Source organism: Pseudarthrobacter sp. C4D7 (assembly GCF_013359725.1).
Taxonomy (GTDB): domain Bacteria; phylum Actinomycetota; class Actinomycetes; order Actinomycetales; family Micrococcaceae; genus Arthrobacter.
On record NZ_JABFMW010000001.1, the window covers coordinates 62412 to 82137 of the forward strand.

The window sequence follows — 19726 nt, forward strand, 5'->3', positions numbered from 1 at the left end:
CCCGGCACAGGGGAGGTGCCTGGGGGCATTTACCTCCGGGGCGTTCCCCGCCGCCGCGAGGCGAACGCAAACAGCGAAGTGGTGGCCACCGTGGCCAGGTATCCGGCGATCACGATCAGCGAGATGCCGGCCCAAAAGTAGTTGGTGGTACTGGTTTCCTGCCAGGGGCTGGGAGCAATCCGGATCAATGAATACACCGCAACCCCGGCCGACGCCAGCCCGATCAGCACCGGCAGCGTCAGCCAGATCCGGGCCGAGCCGAGGTGCCCGCCAAACCCGTCCCACTCATTCCAGGACCCGCGGCGCAGGATCAGCCAGCCGGCCGGAATCATGAAGGCACCCACCAGCAGGAACGCCGCCACCACGTCCGCCGGGCGGTGCCACTGGTTGATCAGGGTGGACACCCCGGACGCGATGGCGAACGTGCCGCCGATGAAACCGGCCATGGGACGCCAGCGGGGAGAGACCATCAGGAACACGGCCGCCGCGGCGGAGGCTGCCAGCGTGGTGTGGCCGGAGGGCAGCGAGTTCAATTCCAGGGTCAGCACGCCCTTGTCCGGGCGCGGCGGCAGCAGGTCCTTCAGCACCTGTGTGGCCACGTTGGCGCCGATGCACGCTGCCACGGCAATCCCGGCTTCGGCCCAGTGCCGCCGGATCACCGTGACAAACAGGACCACGACGGCGGCCATCACCAGCGAGATGGTGGGCAGCCAGTCCAGGAACCGGGTGGCGGCCTTCCCTGCGGGCCCGTGCATCTCCACGGCTTCCACCAGCGCGGACTCGTCGATGAATTGGCCCGTGGTGGTCTGGACGAAGAAGTAGTAGGTGGCAACCAGTCCGGCAAGGCACGCCATGGTGGACAGCACGAACAGGAACGCCGAGCCCGGGGAAGGCCGTGCCGGAGTCCGGGCGGAGAGTTGCCGTGAAGAAGTCATCGCGGTTAAGGGTGACATAAAAAGCTGGAAGGACGCTCAGCCGGCGGGTTGGGCGGGGTCCAGCCGGGGGAGGGCGGCGGCAGCCACCAGCAGTGCCAGCGCGCCCAGCCCGAACGGCAGGGCGGTGGCAGTGGCGATGGCCCCCACCAGCAGCGGCCCGCCGGCGTCGCCGAGTTCGCGGCCCAGTTCCGCCGAGCCCATGGTCCGGCCCATCCGTTCCGGCGGCGTGGTGTCTGCCAGGTGGGCGAAGCCCAGCGGGGTGGTCACGCCGATGCCGGATCCGATCAGCGCCGCAGCGAGGAAGATGGTGACCACGCCCGGGGCGGCCGCCACCAGGGCGATGCCCGCGGCCACCAGGAGCAGGCCGGTGGTGGTGCCCTTGTTGTCGCTGACGGCGTGCCGGTCCCGGAGCCTGCCGATCCACGGCTGGGTGAGCACCGAGCCCAGTGCCACGACGCTCACCGCGGCGGTGCCCGCGAAGGCGTCCAGGCCGTGGCGCGTGGCCAGGGCGGGGAGGAAGCCGACGGCGGCACCCAGGGCACCGGTCGACGCGGCCAGCACCAGCGTGGGGACCAGGAAACGGCGCTCACCCACCTGCCGGGCCAGGTCCATTACCGTGTAACGTTTCCGCGGCAGCGGTGCCAGGTGCGGTACAGAAGCCAGCACCCAGACAGCCGTGGCCGCCGCCAGCACTGACAGCGTGCCGAACAAGAGGGCGAAACCACCGGCCAGGATCAGGCCGGCGCCCAGCGGCGGCCCAATAATGTAGCCCAGGCTCTTCCAGGACCCGTAACGGCCAAAGTAGGTTCCCGCCTTCCCGCCGCGGGCCAGCCGTGCCACCATGGCGGACGACGACGGCGAGAAGGCCGACGCTGCCGCGCCCTGTCCCAGCCGGGCCAGGGCCAGGATGAGCGGGTCAGCTGCGCCGAGGCCAATCAGGGACAGGGCGGCAAAGGCAAACAAGCCGCCGACAATGACCGGTTTGGCGCCGATGCGGTCGCTGAGGGCGCCAAAGACCGGCTTGAGGAACACCTCGGCCACGTCGTAGAGGGCCAGCAGGATGCCGAGGTTCAGCAGGGTCAGGCCGATGTTGCCGCTCTGTGAGCCCAGCCCTGCCGCGATGCTGTGGGCACCGAAAGCCGTGACGAACCCCGCGGCATAGAGGGGTGCGGTTGCCGGGCGGGTGGCCTGTGCGCCTGGCCCGGCTTTGTCGGGGGTCATAGCTGGGACTTTAGTACCTTCACAAAGTTGTGAAAACTTTACAGACTGGGGCCATGAACACCGTTGTCCAGACAGTAGGGCTGTACAAGCACTTCGGCCGCGTCAGGGCCCTCGACGGGTTGGACCTGGACGTCCAGAAGGGCGAGATCCACGGCTTCCTGGGCCCGAACGGCGCAGGAAAATCCACCACCCTGCGGGTCCTCCTGGGCCTGGCCAGGGCCACCTCCGGCTCCGCAACCGTGCTGGGCTTCGAGCCGTGGACCCAGGCGGTGGACCTGCACCGCCGGCTGGCCTATGTACCCGGCGACGTCCGGCTCTGGCCCAACCTCTCCGGCGGCGAAACGATCGACCTGCTCTCGCGGCTGCGCGGCGGCACGGCGGACGGTGCCGCGTACCGGCGCCGGAAGGACCGGCTCTGCCAGGTCTTCGACTTCGACCCGGCCAGGAAGGGGCGCACCTACTCCAAAGGCAACCGGCAGAAAGTCGCCCTGATCGCAGCCCTCGCCACCGATGCCGAGCTCTACCTCCTGGACGAACCCACCAGCGGCCTTGACCCGCTCATGGAGGAGGTGTTCCGGCGGGAACTGCTGGCCGCCGTCGACCGCGGGGCCACCGTGCTGCTGTCCAGCCACATCCTCTCCGAGGTGGAAGTGCTCTGCCACCGCGTGAGCATTATCCGCGCGGGCAGGATTGTTGACGGCGGCACGCTGGACTCCCTGCGGCACCTCACCAGGTCAGAGGTTTCGTTCGCGGCGGACGGCCTGGACGCGGACGCCCTGGCCCGCCTGGGTGCGGTGCATGACCTGACGCTCGACGCCGGGCGGGTCAGGTTCAGCGCCGACTCGGACCGGATCGCCGAGGTACTTCCCGCGCTGGGTTCCCTGGGCGTGCAGGGCCTGACGATCGTTCCGCCGTCGCTGGAGGAGCTGTTCCTGCGGCACTACGGGGAAAGGGTTGTCGGTGCTGAACCCGGCGCCGCAACGCCGTCCGAACCGCACCACGGGTCCCGCCGGCACCTGCTGGGCGCGAGGGGACGGAACTGACATGGGCGTCCTTGTGGCACTGTGGGGCCAGCGGCTGCGCCGGGACCGCTGGCAACTGGCCAGCTGGATAGCGGCCATCGGGGTATTCGCGCTGTTCGCGGCCGCCGCCGTCACCCAGACCTACGGCAACGTGGCCAGCCGCACCGAGATCCTGCAGGTGGCTATCGCCACGCCCGCCGTCCTGATGCTCCGCGGCCTGCCCCGCGGCGCAGACCAGGGCGCTTTCACGTTCTTCCTGATCTACGCGTTCCTGGCGCTGCTGGCCGGCCTCATGAGCACCTTCCTGGTGGTACGCCATTCCCGGGCTGACGAGGAAACCGGCGGGGCAGAACTGGTGGCCGCAACGCCGGCCGGACGGCTGCTGCCCAACACCGCCACCGTGCTGCACGGAATCACGGCCAACGTCCTGGTGGCGCTCGCAGTCTTTGCCGGCTTCCGCTCGCAGGGCCTGGACGCCCAGGGTTCCCTGACCGCCGGGGCCGCCACGGGCGCCGTCGGGCTCTCCTTCCTGGGGGTGGGGCTGCTGGTGGCCCAGTTCATGGGAACCTCCCGCGGCGCCAACGGCGTCTCTGCCTCGCTGGTGGTCCTGGCCTACCTCCTGCGCGGGATCGGTGACGCCACCGGAACGCCCGGGGCGGACGGGACCACCATGACCGAGGGTGCGGCCAGCTGGTTCTCACCCATCGGCTGGGGCCAGCAGACCTTTGCGTTCTCCGGGGACCGCGGCTGGCCGCTGCTGCTGCCGGCGGGACTCGGCGTGGCCAGCCTCGCCGCCGCCTGGCTCATCCTTGGCGCGCGCGATACCGGCGCCAGTATCTGGGAAGCCCGGCCGGGACGGGCCAATGCCCGCCGGGGACTCCGCAGTCCCGTTGCCCTTGCCCTGCGGTTGCAGGCGGGATCCATCACCGGATGGGGCGTGAGCGGCCTGGCCCTGGGGCTGCTGGCAGGCTCGCTCGGAAAGGCGATTGCCGCCGTCGACACCCCGGACACCAACGTCACGGCCATGCTGCGCGCCATGCTCCAGTCGCAGGGAACCTCGCTCACCCAGCTCATGGTGTCCGTGCTGTTTTCCATGGCCGGGGTCCTGGCCGCTGCGTGTGCCCTGCAGGCCGTGATCAGGCTGCGGCAGGAAGAGGCGGCAGGAACCGCTGAACTCCTGCTGTCCACCCCCGTGGGCCGGATGCGGTGGCTGGCCGGATACCTGCTGCTCGGCGCCGCCGCCGTGGTGCTGGTGGTGGGCCTGGCGGGAGTGGGGGCGTGGACCACCCTCACGGGCACTGGCGATGAATCCATGCCCGCTGACGCACTCTGGCAAACCGCGCTTGCCCAGTTGCCGGCGGCGCTGATCTATCTGTCGGTTCCGGCGCTGGTGTTTGTCCTGTGGCCCGCCGCCACCATCGCCGCCAGCTGGGCCCTGCTGGCCCTCGGGGTGATGCTGGGGATCCTCGGCGCCATGCTGGGCATTGACCAAAGCCTGCGCAACCTCTCGCCGTTCGCGCACACGCCCGTGCCACATGGCGACGCAACGGACTGGAGCGGGGCGTGGTGGATGCTGCTGATTGCCGTGGCGGCCGCCGCGCTGGCTCTTGCGGCGATGCGGCGGCGGGAGGTGGGTCCGGCATGAGTGCCGACACCGGGCTGGTGGCCGGCACGGCGGCTGAACGTGGTGCGTCCGCCGCGGATTCCACCGCGGACGCCACCGCCGCTGCCGCCGAACGCACGGCCGCCGCCTTCGCCGCTGCCGGGTTCCCCAAGATGCCGGCGCGGGCGCTGTTGGCGCTGGTGTCTTCGGAACAGGGGAGCCTCACCGCCGCGGAGCTTTCGGAACGGCTGGGGGCCAGCGCGGCGGCCGTCTCCGGTGCCGTGCGGTACCTGCAGACGGTGGGCTTTGTGCACCGGATCTCACAGCCGGGCAGCCGCCGCGACCTGTACGCGCTGCACCGGGACGAGTGGTACGTGGTGTCTATGCGGACCAGCCCCCTTTACGAGAAACTGGCGGCCCTGACGGACGCGACCGCGGGCACCCTCCCGGAAGGATCTGCTGCCCGGGCCCGGGTGGCGGACATGGCCCGGTTCTACCGGTTCCTCAACTCCCGGATGCCGGCCCTGCTGGACGACTGGGAACGCGAACGGGAGGCGGAGCCGTGACCATCATCGACAACGCGGTGTACGTGAACGGCCTGCGCACGGAAGACCCGGAGGACCTTGACGAGACGTACTTCCTGCTCCGCCAGCGCGAGGGGATGGCGTGGATTGGCCTCTACCGGCCGGACGCTGAGGAATTGCAGTCCGTCGGCGAGGAATTCGACCTCAACGCCCTGGCCATCGAGGACGCGCTCACCGGCCACCAGCGGGCCAAGCTGGAGCATTACGGCGAGTGCCTGTTCCTGGTGCTCCGGCCGGCCAGGTACCGGGATGACGTGGAGAAGGTGGACTTCGGCGAGATCCACGTTTTCGCCGGCGATGACTACGTGGTCACCGTCCGGCACGCCGAATCCCCGGACCTTGCCAAGGTCCGGCGCCGCATGGAGTCCATGCACGAGTTCCTGGCCTTGGGCCCGGACGCAGTACTCTACGGCATCCTGGACCAGGTGGTGGACGAATACGAACCCGTGGTGTCAGGCCTGGAAAACGACATCGACGAAATCGAGGACGACCTTTTCGGCGCCGACCCGGACGTATCCCGCAGGATCTACGAACTGTCCCGGCAGGTCATCATCTTCCAACGGGCCACCAGCCCGCTCGCCGGCCTCCTGCAGGCCCTGATGGCGGGAACCCCGGACCGCGGACAGGCCACGGAACTGCGCGACCACTACCGGGACGTCCTGGACCACGTCCTGCGCATCAACGAGCGCGTGGCCTCGTTCCGCGCCCTGCTCCAGAACGCGCTCGCCGTCAACGCTGCCCTGGTGGCCCAGCGGCAGAATGACGAGATGCAGCGCATGACCGAGTCCAGCTTCGAACAGAACGAGCAGGTCAAGCGCATCTCCTCCTGGGCCGCCATCCTCTTCGCCCCCACCCTGGTGGCCTCCATCTACGGCATGAATTTTGCCACCATGCCGGAGTTGGCCTGGACCTACGGCTACCCGTATGCGCTGGGCCTGATGGTGGCCATGGGCCTGGTCCTCTACCTGGCCTTCAAGCACAACAAGTGGATCTGAGCGTCAAGGCGCTGCCGGGGCCCGCGTACAGTAAACGGCATGCCCAACCCCGGCCTTCCGCCCGCCCCTGACCTGCCTCAACCGGTTCCCCCGCTGGAAGAACTGCTGGCGGGCGCCCACGTGGTGAGCCTGCCCATGCGGGTGAAGTTCAGGGGGATTCTGCAGCGGGAATCCCTCCTGCTCCGCGGCCCCCACGGCTGGGGTGAGTTCTGCCCGTTCCCGGAGTACGAGGACGCGGAGGCGTCCCGGTGGCTGGCGGCAGCCATCGAAGCAGGGTGGCAGGGCTTTCCCGCCCCGCTGCGGACCTCCGTTCCCGTCAACGCCACGGTCCCGGCCGTGTCCGCAGACAGGGTGCCGGACGTGCTGGCCCGGTTCGGCCGGGTGGACGCCGTCAAGGTCAAGGTGGCGGAACGCGGGCAGACCCTTGACGACGACGTGGCCCGGCTCCACGCCGTCCGTGCCGCGTTGCCGGACGCCGCCGTCCGCGTGGATGCCAACGGCGGCTGGGATGTGCCCGCTGCGGTGGCGGCACTGACCCGGCTGGCGCCCGTGGGGCTGGAATACGCGGAGCAGCCGGTCCCGACCATTGAGGGCCTGGCCGAAGTCCGCTCCCGCCTGCGCGATGCGGGGACTCCCGTGCTGGTCGCGGCGGACGAAAGCGTCCGCAAGGAATCCGACCCCCTCCGCGTGGCCAGGGCCGGTGCGGCTGACCTGATCGTGGTCAAGGTGGCGCCGCTGGGGGGAGTGCGGCGCGCGCTGGACATCGTGGCGCAGGCTGGACTTCCCGCCGTCGTCAGCTCCGCCCTGGACACCTCCGTGGGCATCCGCGCTGGGCTGGCGCTCGCCGCCGCACTGCCGGAGCTGCCCTATGCCTGCGGCCTGGGCACGGTGTCCCTGTTCGAATCGGACGTCACGCTGGACCCCCTGGTGGCCGACGACGGCGCCATCCGCCTCCGCGATGTGGCCGCTGGCGCCGGGCTGCTGGAGCGGTTTGCGGCTTCCGCGGAACGGCGGGACTGGTGGCTGGACCGGCTCAGCCGCGTCCACGCCCTCCTCACCCCATCGATTGCTGAGTAAACGTCGTTCTCGCGCCCCAAAACGGCGTTTACCCAGCAATGGATCACGTTTCATGGGCCTCTCGCTGACCGGGAATCTCCCGGCCCACGCCCTCTTCCCGCAGGTCACTGGCGGTTAACCGTAACTTCATCCAATCGATGGGTTCCTGTAGGAAGCGGCTGGAAGGGTGGACGGGCACCCCAGAGAGATTCCTTGGAAGGTTCCCCATGTCTGAAACTGCCCGCAAGTTCACCCTGCTGCCCATGCTCGGCCATACCAAGGGCAAGCGCAGCCCCGTCACCTGCGCGCTTAAGTGCGACAACGCCTGCGCCGGCGACGTCTGCAACACCAGCTCCAACAGCTACTTCCGCGACATCGCCTCCGCCACCTTGTCCCGCCGCGCCGCCCTGGGCCTGGGCGCCGCCGGAGCTCTCGCCGTCGCCCTCGGTTCAGCCGTCAGCTCCGCCGAGCCCGCCTCAGGAGCCGGACTGTCCAAGGCCGCCAAGGAAGGCTTCGGCAAGTCCAAACTGCAGTTCACCGCCATCAAGCCGGTGGACAAGGCCGTCGACGCCTTCACCGTGCCGGAGGGCTTCACCTGGCAGCCGATCATCCGCTGGGGGGACCCGCTGTTCAGCGATTCACCCGAGTTCGACCTGAACAACCAGACTGCCGCCGCCCAGGCACGCCAGTTCGGCTACAACAACGACTACACGGACATCGTGGAAATCCCCGGCAGCAAGGGCCGCCGGGCGGTGCTGTTCACCAACCACGAATACACCAACGAAAACATCATGGTCCCAGCCGGCTACGACCCCGTGGAAACCCGGGCGATCGGCCGCGCCGCCCATGGCCTGGCCGTGGTGGAACTGGAACGCAAGAACACCACCAAGCCGTGGAGCTACGTCAAGGGCGCGCCGCTGAACCGCCGCTACCTCTCCGACACCACCTACGAACTGACCGGCCCCGTTGCCGGCTCGGCGCTGGTCAAGACCGTGGCCGATCCGTCCGGCCGCGCCATCAAGGGCACGTTCGGCAACTGCTCCGGCGGCACCACCCCCTGGGGCACCATCCTCTCCGGTGAGGAAAACTTCAACGGCTACTTCGTGGCCGGCGGAACCTCGGCCGGCGACAAGCGCTACGGCCTCACCGCCAAGCCCACCGCCCGCCAGTGGGAACTGGACGACCCCCGCTTCGACACCCGCAACGCCGGCTACGAGAACGAGAGCAACCGCTTCGGCTGGATCGTGGAAGTGGACCCGTTCGACCCCACCTCCACCCCCAAAAAGCGCTCCGCCATGGGCCGGTTCAAGCACGAGGGCGCCAATGTGATCGTGGCCGAATCCGGGCACGTGGTGGCCTACATGGGCGACGACGAGAAGTTCGACTACCTCTACAAGTTCGTCACGGCGGACACATACCGTTCAGGCACAACGGCTGCCGACCGCAGGCACAACATGAACCTGCTCTCCGAGGGCGACCTCTACGTTGCCAAGTTCACCGGCAACTCGCCCGCCGCGGAAATCACGGGAACCGGTGCGCTTCCGTCCGACGGAGCGTTCGACGGCTCCGGCGAATGGCTTCCGCTGGTGGTCGGCGGAAAGTCCGCAGTGCCCGGCATGTCCGTGGAAGAGGTCCTGGTGTACACCCGCCTGGCCGCGGACAAGGTGGGCCCCACCAAGATGGACCGCTGCGAGGACGTCCAGCCCAGCCTGCACACCGGCAAGGTCTACGTGGTCTGCACCAACAACTCCGACCGCGGCACCGGCACCAAGGAAGGCGCCACCGAGGTCAACCCGCGCACACAGAACCGCGATGGCCACATCGTGGAAATCACCGAAACCGGCGACCAGGCCTCCACCAGGTTCAACTGGACCCTCCTGATGGTCTGCGGCGATCCGGCGCAGGGCGATGTCACCTACTTCTCCGGCTACCCGGCGGACAAGGTCTCGCCCATCTCCTGCCCGGACAACGTGGCCTTCGACTCCGTGGGCAACCTCTGGATCTCCACCGACGGCGCCCCCTCCGGCATCGGCTACAACGACGGCCTCTTCAAGGTCACCCTGGACGGGGCCGAGCGCGGCAAGGTGGAGCAGTTCCTGTCCGTCCCGCGTGACGCCGAAACCTGCGGCCCGGTCATCCACGACGACGAGCGCACCGTGTTCGTCTCCGTGCAGCACCCGGGCGAGGAAGGCACTTTCGAGGCGCCGCACTCCTACTTCCCGGACTACGTCCAGGCAGGTACGACGCCGGCGCCCGGCAAGGTGCGCGCGCCCCGTCCTTCGGTGGTCCAGGTGTTCCGCGGCTAACCCCCGCCCACCCTGGACGCGCTATCACCTTTGGCGGCTTTTCCGGGGACGCGCCATCACCTTTGGCGGCTTTTCCGGGGACGCACCATCACCTTTGGCGGCTTTTCCCTAAACGCCCGCTCACCTTCTGCTCCTTCCGGCGGAATGGTGGGCGGGCGTTTCGGCGTTAATGCCAGCTTGTCCGGCTGCTAAAGAGGCATCGCAGTGTGATGCTTGACACGTGTTAGGCGGTTCATCTACAGTTCCTAACACGTGTTAGGAAGGAAAAGGACATGACCGGAGCCATTGACGGGCACCTGCGGGAGATCACCCGCCGTACTGCCCTGGGTGCCCTCGGCGCGGGAATAATCGGAGCAACCGTGGCGTCGTGGCCGCGGCTCTCCGGAACGGACATTCCGGGCCGCGGAGACGACAGCCTCAGCATCGCCATCATGGGCACCGCCGCGGACGCCGCCGCCCGCCAGCGTGCCATCGACGCATTCACCCGACTCCACCCGGAGATCCGGGTCAAGGTCCAGGCCATCCAGGCCGTGGACTGGAAAGACTTCTTCACCAAGATCCTCACCATGGTGGCCGCCGGCACCCCGCCGGACGTGGTGTACGTGGCCACCGAGGGCGCCCAGCTGTTCGCCGAAAAACTGGCCCACCCGCTGGACGAATACATCCGCCGCGACGCCGCGGACATGCGCGAGTTCTTCGATGACGTCCACCCCAGCCTGGTGGAAGCCTTCATGTACAAGGGCAGCCTCTACCAGCTCCCCATGGACTGGAACGCGGCCAACATGTATTACAACACCGCCGCCTTCGCGCAGGCAGGCCTGGACCGGCCCGCGGACGACTGGACCCACACCGATTTCCGCAACAGCCTCGCCGCGATGCGCAAGGCCCGGACTTCTGACTTCACGCCCTACTACTGGACCAACCGGCTCTTCGGCGGCGTGGTCCCGTGGCTTTACGCCAACGACACCAGCTTCCTCAAGGAAACCAAGTCGGCGGGCGGCGACTGGCTCTGGGACGGTTTCTACGCCAACGATCCCTCCCGCAGCCTCCGCTCCGGCGGCTACCAGTGGCTGGAACCCAACGCCAACGACGACCGCGTGTTCGAGTCCTTCGACTACCTCCGGGGCCTGGTCAAGGACGGCCTGGGCGTCCGGCCGGAAGAAGGCGGCGGCAGTTCCCTGGTGGGCCTGTTCGCCTCCAACCGGATCGGCACCACTCCCGCCGGCGGCTACTGGGTGCAGGGGCTGCATGAAGCCGGCATGGGCGCCAACGACTTCGACGTCCAGTTCTTTCCGCGCTGGAAGACCCAGCGCCACCAGTTCGGCACCGCCGGCTACGCGATCATGAAGACCGCCAAGGACAAGGACGCCGCCTGGGAATGGATCAAGTTCAGCTCCAGCCGTGAGGCCATGGAACTGATCTTCCCCAACCCGATCACCACGCCGGCGCGCCGCTCCATGGTCAACGAACAGCTCTACGCCGGCAAGGGCCCCGCCCACTGGAAGGTCTTCTACGACACCCTGGACCGGTTCCCCACCACAGGCCCCATTCCGGCACCGCCCCAGCAGGCCGCCGTCGAAACCGCTCTGATGAAGAACGTTTCCCTTGCCGTCAGCGGGGACGAGCAACAGCTCAAGCAGGCCCTCGCATCCATGCAGCGCGACCTTGAACTTGCCCTGAGGAGGCAGTCATGAGCACCACCACTCCGCCCCGCGAACGGCCCAGGGGGGCCGCAGGCAGGGCACGTACGACGACGGCCCGCACCCACGGCGCCGGCGGCACCGGCGGTGCCGCCACCACCGGCTCCAGGCACAACCAGCGCTGGCTGGCCTGGATCTTTCTTGCCCCCACCATTTTGGGCATGGGCCTGTTCACCCTGATCCCCATCGTGGCCTCGGTTGTCCTCGCCTTCTTCCGCTGGGACATCATCTCGGCACCAACCTTCGTGGGCTTCAACAACTTCTCCGAGGTGGTCCAGGACCCCACCGTGCGGGTGTCCTTCCTCAACACCATCGTGTTCGTGGTGGTGGCCGTGGCACTCCAATTGGGCCTGGCCCTGGCACTGGCGGTCATGGTGCAGGAGAAGATGCCGGCGTGGCTGCGGGTGTTCTTCCGGTCTGCGTTCTTCTTCCCGCTGATCCTGTCCGCCGCATCGGTGTCCATCTTCATGCGGTACCTCTTCAACGAACAGTTCGGCGTGGTCAACTGGTTCCTGTCCCTGGTGGGCATCCCCGCCGTGCCCTGGCTGACCACCCCCGGCGGATCGGCCGCCGTCGTCATCCTGGTGTACGTCTGGCAGAACTTCGGCTTCTCCTTCCTGCTGTTCATCGGTGGACTGGCCTCCATTCCCGTGGAGACATATGAGGCTGCCGCAATCGACGGCGCCACCGGCTGGCGCAAGCACCTCCACGTGACGCTGCCGCTGCTGAGCCCCACCACGCTTGTTGCCTCGGTCATGGCGATCATCAGCGCCCTGCAGGTTTTCGACCAGCCCTACGTCCTGACCCGCGGCGGCCCCGGCGACTCCACCCGCACCGCCGTCATGGTCATCTTCGAATCGGCCTTCCAACGGCTTGAATTCGGCCAGGCATCCGCGATCGGCGTGCTCCTGACGCTGATCATCATGGCCATCACGGCCGCGCAGTTCCGGCTCAGCAAACGATTCGTCTTCTACCAGTAAGGCCAGCCATGACAACCACCACTGACCGCGGACTGGCCGGACATTCCCCCCGGCTCTCCCAAGGCCTCCCCGTCACCACGCCCAACCGGAAGAAGTTCAACTGGAGCTTCGCCGTCCGGACCCTCCTGCTGCTGCTCGCCGCCGCCCTGACGCTCGGTCCCGTGCTCTGGACCCTGTCCACGTCGCTGCGGTCGCCGTCGGAATCGTTCAAGCTGCCGCCGTCGTTCATTCCCTGGAACCCGGACTTCACCTCCTACGGGGAAGTATTCAAGCAGCTGAATATCTTCCTGCTGGTCCTCAACAGCGCCCTGGTCACCGGAATCATCGCGGTGGGCCAGATGGTCTCATCCGCACTGGCCGGCTACGCGTTTGCGCACCTCAAATTCCGTGGACGCGGGGCGCTGTTCTCGATTGTCCTGGCCACCATGATGGTGCCTGTTCAGGTGACGATCGTGCCCGTCTTCATGCTGATCCGCGGGATGGGCCTGTCCGATACCCTGCTCGCCCTGATCCTCCCCGCCATCCCGACGGCGTTCGGCACGTTCCTGATGCGGCAGTACTTCATGGGGCTGCCGGCCGAACTCGCCGAAGCCGCGTCGATCGATGGCGCCAGCCCCTGGCGGACCTTCCGTTCGGTGTATGCGCCGCTGGCGATGCCCGGCATGGCAATCGTGGGAATCCTGGCGTTCAACTTCCACTGGAACGAGTTCTTCCGCCCGCTCATCCTCACCATCTCCGAACAGAACTTCACCCTCCCGCTGGGCCTTGTCTCACTGCAGGGAAACCTGGGCACCGGCAGCATCTCGGTGGTCCTGGCGGGCGTGGTCCTGTCCATGATCCCCGCGCTGGTGGTCTTCATCTTCGGCCAACGCGCCCTGCAGGACGGCCTCACGGCCGGAACCGGCAAGTAAACCTCCCTCCCCTCAAGCCCGAAAGGCCGTTCCATGACCTCCCCGGACCTCGCCACCGTCAGCTTTGACGACGTTGCCGCCACCCACCCCGACCCCGCCTTCCCGCGCTTCCACCCGCGCCCGGCGCAGGGCTGGATCAACGATCCCAACGGCATCAGCTTTATCAACGGCCGGTACCACGTGTTCTTCCAGTTCAACCCGGACTCGGCCCGGCACCACAGGATCGCCTGGGGACACGTGAGCTCGGCGGACCTGGTCCGCTGGGAGGAGCACCCTGTGGCGCTTCGCCCGCAGGACGGCGGCCCCGATGAGTACGGTTGCTGGACGGGGGTGGTGACGGACGACGGCGGTGTTCCCACCGCTGCGTACTCCGGCGTCCGCAGCGACGGGGGCCACTCCCAGGTGGTTATCGCCCGCGGCTCGGATGACCTTGTCCACTGGGAACAGGGAGGCCACGTTGCCGCCACCATGCCCGCGGACCCACAAGTCACCGCCGTGCGGGACCCCTTCATTTTCCGTTTCAACGGCAAACGGTATGCCATGCAGGGCGCCGGACTGGCCAACGGGCACGCCGCCCTGCTGCTCTACACCGTGGACGACCTGGCCGACTGGACGTACCAGGGCATCTGGTTGACCTCCGAGAACCCGGTCGCGGCGGAGTTCACCCCGGCCGAGATCTGGGAATGCCCGCAGCTGGTACAGGTGCCCGACAACGATGCCGCCGGTGAGGCAACGTGGCTGATGATGTTCTCGCTCTGGCTCTCTGGCGACTCACACGAGCACGCCAACGGTGTGGGCCACCTGATCGGCTCACTGGCCGAAGACCCGGCCACCGGACTGCCCGTGTTCACGCCGCGGTCCGGCGGAAAGTCCGACCTGGGCCGTGACTTCTACGCCCCGCAGGTGGTGTCCCTGGCGGACCGTGCCCTGCTGTGGGGCTGGGCCAACGAAGGCCCGGGGCGGGACGGGCGCCGCGGCCGGAGCCAGGAAGAGATCGACGCCGCCGGCTGGGCAGGGGTCCTGACCTTCCCCCGCGAGCTCTCGATTGTGGACGGCGCCCTGGCGGTCAGCCCTGCCCCGGAAGTTGATGCCTACCGCGGAGAGCTGCGTTCCGCGCACGCCTCCGGAACGGTGCCGGTACCGGCCTTCGCCGAGGCCGTAGTGAGGTCAGCCGCGGAGGGCACGGTGGAACTGGTCCTTGTGGGGAACGGAAGCCGCCAGGTGGTGTTCAGCGGCAGCATTGATGCGGGGGAAGAGCTGCGGGTGTTCGTGGACGCCTCCCTGGTGGAGGTGTACCGGGCCGGCTCGGTGGCCACCACGCTGCGTGCCTACCCGGCTGCGGGGGAGGAGTGGCACCTGAGCCTTCCCTCGGGAGCCACGGCGGACGTCTGGAGCCTGGCCAGGCCCGAGTAGCCCGCGGACCGGGGGCCAGGCCGGCGGGGTGTTTACCGGCCGGCCGGGACCGGGCCGGTGGACTCCCTGGCCACCAGGCGGCAAGGAACCATCGTCTCCCGCGCGGTGCCGGAAACGGCGGCGGCAGCCGGGCCGCCGTCGTCGGGCGTTCCCTCCGGTGCTGACCCCACCTCGGCGAGCAGCGACGTCATCGCTGCCGCCCCCATCTCGCGGAGCGGGAGGGCCATGGTGCTCAGTGCCGGGACCATGGCCTTGGCGATGCGGAATTCGTCGTCGTAACCCATGACGGACACGTCCTGCGGGACGCTCAGGCCCAGGCGGTAGCACGCCAGCACCACGCCGATGGCCAGGCGGTCGTTGGCGCACAGGATGGCGGTAGGCCGGGCGGCCGGTTCCACGCCCTCGAGGAGTTTCATGGCCCCGTGGAAGCCGGCGTCGATGTCCCAGCCCACCTGGATGACGCGGTCCTCGTTGACGGGCATCCCCGCGGAGTTGAATGCTGCGCGGTAACCCTCGATCCGGCGGGGCGCCGCGGGGGTCAGTGAGTCGCCGGCAAGGAACGCGATGTCCCGGTGGCCCAGGGACATCACATGCTCCGCAGCTTCCCGGCCGCCGCGCACCTCGTCCGGAATCACTGCCGGAAGCCCAGCCTCGGGCCGGTCATCAAAGCAGTTGGCCAGGATGGACGGAACCCGCGCCATGTTGGCCGGGACGTGCAGCGGCCTCAGGCCCACCGTCACGTACATCAGGCCATCCACCTGGCGGTCCAGCAGGGTTTCCACGGCGCTCTCGTCCCGGGACTCGTCCAGCTCGGTATCCATCACCACGGTCACGAAGCCGTGCTCCCGGGCCACTGCGTCCGCGCCCGCAATGATGTTGCCGTCGAAGGGGCTGGTGACCACCTGGTCGGACACGATCCCGATGACCCGCGACTGCTGGTTGCGCAGGCTCAGCGCGATCTTGTTGGGGGAGTAGTTGAGCGCAGCCGCCGCGTCCCGGATCCGCTGCTGGCTTTCGAGGGCCACGTTCCCGTCGCCGCGGCCGTTCAGCACCAGGGAGACGGCACTGCGCGAGACGCCCGCCAGCTTGGCGACGTCGAGGGCAGTGGCCTTGCGCTTCATGGGCGGTCCTTCGGGTGCTCGGATGTCCTGCTGGGTGCAGTTTACCTAACGCGTGTGAGCTTCCGCGCTCTCCCGACGCCCGCTCACCTATGGCCGCTCTTCCTGATACGCCGGCTCACCTATGGCCGCTTTTCCTAAAACGCCCGCTCGCTACCGTCCCTCGATGACGGGGGTCAGAGAGCGGGCGTTTCGGCTTGGGGTGTCAGAAGTGAGCGGGGGTGGGTCGATTTGCTGCGAAAGGTGAGCGGGCGTGCGGGATGGCACACTGGGTTGGTGACTTCGTTGAACGAACCAGCCCCGGACACCTCCGGGCTGGGCAGCCCTGACGCCCCCGACGCTGAGCTGGGCGCCCTTGCCGCGGCGCGGATCGCCGTCGACGCCCTGCTCGACGGCGGCGTTCTGCACGTGGTGGTATCGCCGGGTTCGCGGTCGGCCCCCATGGCGTACGCCCTCGCCGAAGCCTCTGCCGCAGGGCGGGTGGACCTGCTGGTCCGGATCGATGAGCGCGCCGCAGGCTTCACCGCGCTGGGACTGGCCCTGTCCAGCGGCTCGCCCGCAGCCGTCCTCACCACGTCCGGGACCGCCGTCGGAAACCTGATGCCGGCGGTGATGGAGGCCAATCACGCCGCCGTCCCGCTGATTGTCCTCTCGGCAGACCGGCCGGATGAGCTGCGCGGGACCGGAGCCAACCAGACCACGGTGCAGCCGGACCTCTTTGGCGAGCAGGTCCGGTTCGCCGCCGATGTTCCCGCCGGCAGCAACCCCGAGCGGGCCATCCAGACCGGACTCTTCGCAGCCACCGGCGCCTTCCCGGACCTTCCGCCCGGCCCGGTCCAGCTCAACCTCGCGTTCCGTGATCCGCTGGTTCCCGCACCCGGGGACCGGCTGCCCGACGCCGTGGATCGGCAGCGCTACCGGGTGGGGGCCGAACCGCTGGTCATGAACCTGCCGCCGGCGCCGGATACCCTGCCGGAGCGGCGGACGGTGGTACTCGCAGGGCACGACGCCGGTCCGGTTGCCGAAGCCTTCGCCCGCGCCCACAACCTGCCGCTGCTGGCCGAGCCTTCCTCCAACTCCCGGTTCGGTCCCAACGCCGTGGGCCCATACCGGCTGCTGCTGGATCATTTCCGGGCCGGTTCCGCGCAGCCCATCAAGCGCGTGGTGCTGTTCGGCCGGCCCACGCTGTCCCGTCCGGTGGCCGCATTGCTGGCCAGCGCCGACGTCGAATCCGCCCTGTACCAGCCCGTTCCGGTGGCCTGGTATGAGCCCGGCCGCCGCACCGAGCTGCCGCTGGAGAACCTGGCAGACTTGGCGGAATTCGCCGGCCGGGGGGCATCAGACTGGCTGGACACCTGGCTGCTGGCGGGATCGGCCGCGCAGCACGCGCTGGACCAGGTGGTGTCCGCCGAAGCCGCCGCCAATGGACCGTCCGTGGCGGCGCTGGTCTGGAAGCACTCACGCGGCCAGCTGCTGCTCGGGTCCTCCAACGGCATCCGCGACGTGGACCTCGCCGGACTTCCCGCCGCGGACCCTGCCGCCACCGTGTACGCCAACCGCGGCCTGGCCGGCATCGACGGCACCATCTCCACCGCCACGGGCATCGCCCTCGGCGGCCGTCAGCAGACCACCGTCCTGCTGGGCGATGTGACCTTCCTGCACGACGCCGGCGGCCTCCTCCTCGGCGCCGGCGAAGAACAGCCGGACCTGCGGATCGTTGTCCTGAACGATTCCGGCGGCGCCATCTTCAGCCTGCTTGAGCACGGGGGAGTGGAGGAAGGCGGCCGCTACGGAGACGCCGTTGAGCGCCTCTTCGGCACCCCGCACTCGGTGGAAATCGCGGCACTCGCCGCAGCGTACGGCGTCGGGCATTCCCTGGTGAGTACGACGGCGGGACTCGCCGAAGCGCTGGACCGGCCTGTGCAGGGGCGCAGCATCGTGGAGGTCCGCACCGACCGCCGGTCGCTGCGGCAACTCCACGCACGGATCAAGGATGCCGTGTCCGCTGCGGTGGAGGCAGTGCTGGCCGGGCAGTAGCCGCCGACGCGCAAGTTAACCCACGACGCGGAAATGCCCTGTCGCTGCCGGAATACCGGCAGCGACAGGGCATTTCCGCGTCGAAAAGGTGGACCCGCGTCAGAGGACGCGGCCCAGGAACTCCTTGGTGCGGGCATGCTGCGGGTTGGCGATGATCTCGCGGGGATCGCCCGACTCCACCACCACGCCGCCGTCCATGAACGTCAGCGTGTCACCCACTTCGCGTGCAAAGCCGATCTCGTGGGTCACCACGATCATGGTCATGCCGGACTTGGCGAGGTCCTTCATCACGTTCAGGACATCGCCTACCAGCTCCGGGTCCAGGGCCGACGTGGGCTCATCGAACAGCATGAGCTCCGGTTCCATGGCCAGCGCACGGGCGATGGCCACGCGCTGCTGCTGGCCGCCGGAAAGCTGGGACGGGTAGTGGCCGGCACGGTCGCCGAGGCCCACGCGGTCTAGCAGCTCCAGCGCCCGCTTCTGGGCCGCAGCCTTGGACTGGCCCTTCACATGGACCGGTGCCTCCATCACGTTCTGGAGCGCCGTCTTGTGCGGGAAGAGGTTGAAGCGCTGGAACACCATGCCGATTTCGCGGCGCTGGGCGGCGATTTCCTTGGTCTTGAGGTCATGCAGCTTGCCGTTGATCTCGCGGTAACCGATGAGCTGGCCGCCCACGGAGATCCGCCCGGCGCTGATGCTCTCCAGAAGGTTCACGCAACGCAGCATGGTGGATTTACCGGAACCGGAAGGCCCGATCACTACCGATACTTCGCCCTGGTTGACGGTCATGTCGATGCCCCGGAGGACATGGTGGTGGCCGTAGTACTTGTGGAGGCCCTCGATCTTGACCAGCGGCTTCTCTGCTGTGACGGTCAACGTGCACTCTCCTCGGGGAAGTCCGTCTTCATGGACCGCTGGGCATCAGCACCGGCGCCGGCGGCTTTGGCGGCTGCCGGGTTGACCGCTGCCGGGGCCGAGTTGTCCACGCCCCTGCCGTAGTACGCCTCAAGGTAGTGCTGTCCGACCATGAGGATGCTGGTGACCAGGAGGTACCAGAATGCCGCAACGATCAGGAGCGGGATCGGGAGGTAGATGCGGTTGGCGAGAGCGTTGGTGGCGAAGGTCAGGTCCAGGGTGAACGGAACGGCGAGGACCAGCGAGGTGGTCTTCAGCATGCCGATCGTTTCGTTGCCGGTGGGCGGAACAATGATCCGCATGGCCTGCGGCAGGATGATTCGCCACATGATCTTGCCCTTGGACATGCCCAGTGCTTCGGCGGCTTCCTGCTGGCCCTTGTCCACGGACTTGAGGCCGGCACGGAAGATTTCCGCCAGGTAGGCGGACTCGTTGAGGCCCAGGCCCAGGATCGCGGGGATCAAGCCCTTGCTCGGATCCGACAGCGCGTAGCTGAACAGCTCGGGACCAAACGGGATGCCCAGGGTAAAGGCGGGGTACAGAACCGTCACGAGGCCCCAGAACACCAGCTGCGTGTAGACAGGGGTGCCGCGGAAGAACCACACCCACACCCAGCTGGTCCAGCGGAACACCGGATTGTCAGACTGCCGCATGACCGCCAGCAGGATGGCCAGGACGATGGCCAGCACCATGGACGCGACCGTCAGCAGGAGGGTCCAGCCCACACCCTGGACCACTTTCACGTCCAGGATGTAGGTGCCCACAACATCCCAGCGGAAGTTGGGGTTGGTGAACAGGCTCTGCAGGAACGCGGCCACCAGGAGAAGGATGATGACGGCGCTGACCCACCGGCCGGGGTGGCGCACCGGCACTGACTTATTCAGTACCGGTGCGTCCCCGTGTTGATGGTGTTCCATGTGCACGCCTGAC

At 68.3% G+C, this 19726-nt stretch carries 16 protein-coding genes; 11 read left to right on the forward strand and 5 right to left on the reverse strand.

Annotated elements, in window-relative coordinates; all coding sequences use genetic code 11:
- Positions 1–29 precede the first annotated feature (29 nt).
- Both HNO81_RS00330 and HNO81_RS00335 read right to left on the reverse strand, forming a co-directional pair.
- A complete protein-coding gene (locus tag HNO81_RS00330; RefSeq protein ID WP_175316182.1) occupies positions 30–935 on the reverse strand; it encodes a phosphatase PAP2 family protein in 906 nt (301 codons plus the stop codon).
- A gap of 36 nt (positions 936–971) precedes the next feature.
- A complete protein-coding gene (locus HNO81_RS00335; protein ID WP_175316183.1) occupies positions 972–2156 on the reverse strand; it encodes an MFS transporter in 1185 nt (394 codons plus the stop codon).
- A 53-nt stretch (positions 2157–2209) separates the two neighbouring features.
- Between HNO81_RS00335 and HNO81_RS00340 the strand changes: the two genes are divergently transcribed.
- The 10 genes from HNO81_RS00340 (at position 2210) to HNO81_RS00385 (ending at position 14726) form a co-directional block, all read left to right on the forward strand.
- Positions 2210–3199 (forward strand): ABC transporter ATP-binding protein, encoded by a 990-nt coding sequence (locus tag HNO81_RS00340; RefSeq protein ID WP_175316184.1) that lies wholly within the window; start codon positions 2210–2212, stop codon positions 3197–3199.
- Between the two features lies 1 nt (position 3200).
- Positions 3201–4823: an ABC transporter permease gene (locus tag HNO81_RS00345; RefSeq protein ID WP_254703240.1), complete on the forward strand. Its 1623-nt coding sequence runs from the start codon at positions 3201–3203 to the stop codon at positions 4821–4823.
- Positions 4820–5347 (forward strand): GbsR/MarR family transcriptional regulator, encoded by a 528-nt coding sequence (locus HNO81_RS00350; RefSeq protein WP_175316185.1) that lies wholly within the window; start codon positions 4820–4822, stop codon positions 5345–5347. Before HNO81_RS00345 ends, HNO81_RS00350 begins: the two co-directional genes overlap by 4 nt.
- Entirely contained in the window at positions 5344–6360 is a 1017-nt protein-coding gene (locus HNO81_RS00355) for a magnesium and cobalt transport protein CorA (RefSeq protein ID WP_175316186.1), read from the forward strand. The genes HNO81_RS00350 and HNO81_RS00355 overlap by 4 nt, the downstream gene beginning before the upstream one ends.
- Positions 6361–6399: 39 nt before the next feature.
- Positions 6400–7437 (forward strand): o-succinylbenzoate synthase, encoded by a 1038-nt coding sequence (locus HNO81_RS00360; RefSeq protein ID WP_254703241.1) that lies wholly within the window; start codon positions 6400–6402, stop codon positions 7435–7437.
- 206 nt (positions 7438–7643) lie between these two features.
- Positions 7644–9722, forward strand: coding sequence for a PhoX family phosphatase (locus HNO81_RS00365; protein WP_175316187.1), 2079 nt, complete (start codon positions 7644–7646; stop codon positions 9720–9722).
- A 272-nt stretch (positions 9723–9994) separates the two neighbouring features.
- On the forward strand, positions 9995–11416 hold the full coding sequence (locus HNO81_RS00370) for an extracellular solute-binding protein (protein WP_175316188.1): 1422 nt from the start codon (positions 9995–9997) through the stop codon (positions 11414–11416).
- Positions 11413–12402, forward strand: coding sequence for a carbohydrate ABC transporter permease (locus HNO81_RS00375; protein ID WP_175316189.1), 990 nt, complete (start codon positions 11413–11415; stop codon positions 12400–12402). Before HNO81_RS00370 ends, HNO81_RS00375 begins: the two co-directional genes overlap by 4 nt.
- 8 nt (positions 12403–12410) lie before the next feature.
- Complete coding sequence (locus HNO81_RS00380) at positions 12411–13313, forward strand: carbohydrate ABC transporter permease (protein WP_175316190.1); 903 nt, start codon at positions 12411–12413, stop codon at positions 13311–13313.
- 33 nt (positions 13314–13346) lie between these two features.
- Entirely contained in the window at positions 13347–14726 is a 1380-nt protein-coding gene (locus HNO81_RS00385) for a glycoside hydrolase family 32 protein (RefSeq protein ID WP_175316191.1), read from the forward strand.
- Between the two features lie 32 nt (positions 14727–14758).
- Here HNO81_RS00385 and HNO81_RS00390 read toward each other — a convergent pair whose 3' ends face one another.
- Entirely contained in the window at positions 14759–15847 is a 1089-nt protein-coding gene (locus HNO81_RS00390; protein ID WP_175316192.1) for a LacI family DNA-binding transcriptional regulator, read from the reverse strand.
- A gap of 273 nt (positions 15848–16120) precedes the next feature.
- Here HNO81_RS00390 and menD point away from each other — a divergent pair, with 273 nt between their 5' ends.
- Complete coding sequence (gene menD, locus HNO81_RS00395; RefSeq protein WP_371818129.1) at positions 16121–17881, forward strand: 2-succinyl-5-enolpyruvyl-6-hydroxy-3-cyclohexene-1-carboxylic-acid synthase; 1761 nt, start codon at positions 16121–16123, stop codon at positions 17879–17881.
- A 99-nt stretch (positions 17882–17980) separates the two neighbouring features.
- Here menD and HNO81_RS00400 read toward each other — a convergent pair whose 3' ends face one another.
- Both HNO81_RS00400 and HNO81_RS00405 read right to left on the reverse strand, forming a co-directional pair.
- On the reverse strand, positions 17981–18757 hold the full coding sequence (locus HNO81_RS00400) for an amino acid ABC transporter ATP-binding protein (protein WP_305791413.1): 777 nt from the start codon (positions 18755–18757) through the stop codon (positions 17981–17983).
- Positions 18754–19713 (reverse strand): amino acid ABC transporter permease, encoded by a 960-nt coding sequence (locus tag HNO81_RS00405; protein ID WP_175316194.1) that lies wholly within the window; start codon positions 19711–19713, stop codon positions 18754–18756. Before HNO81_RS00405 ends, HNO81_RS00400 begins: the two co-directional genes overlap by 4 nt.
- Positions 19714–19726 lie beyond the last annotated feature (13 nt).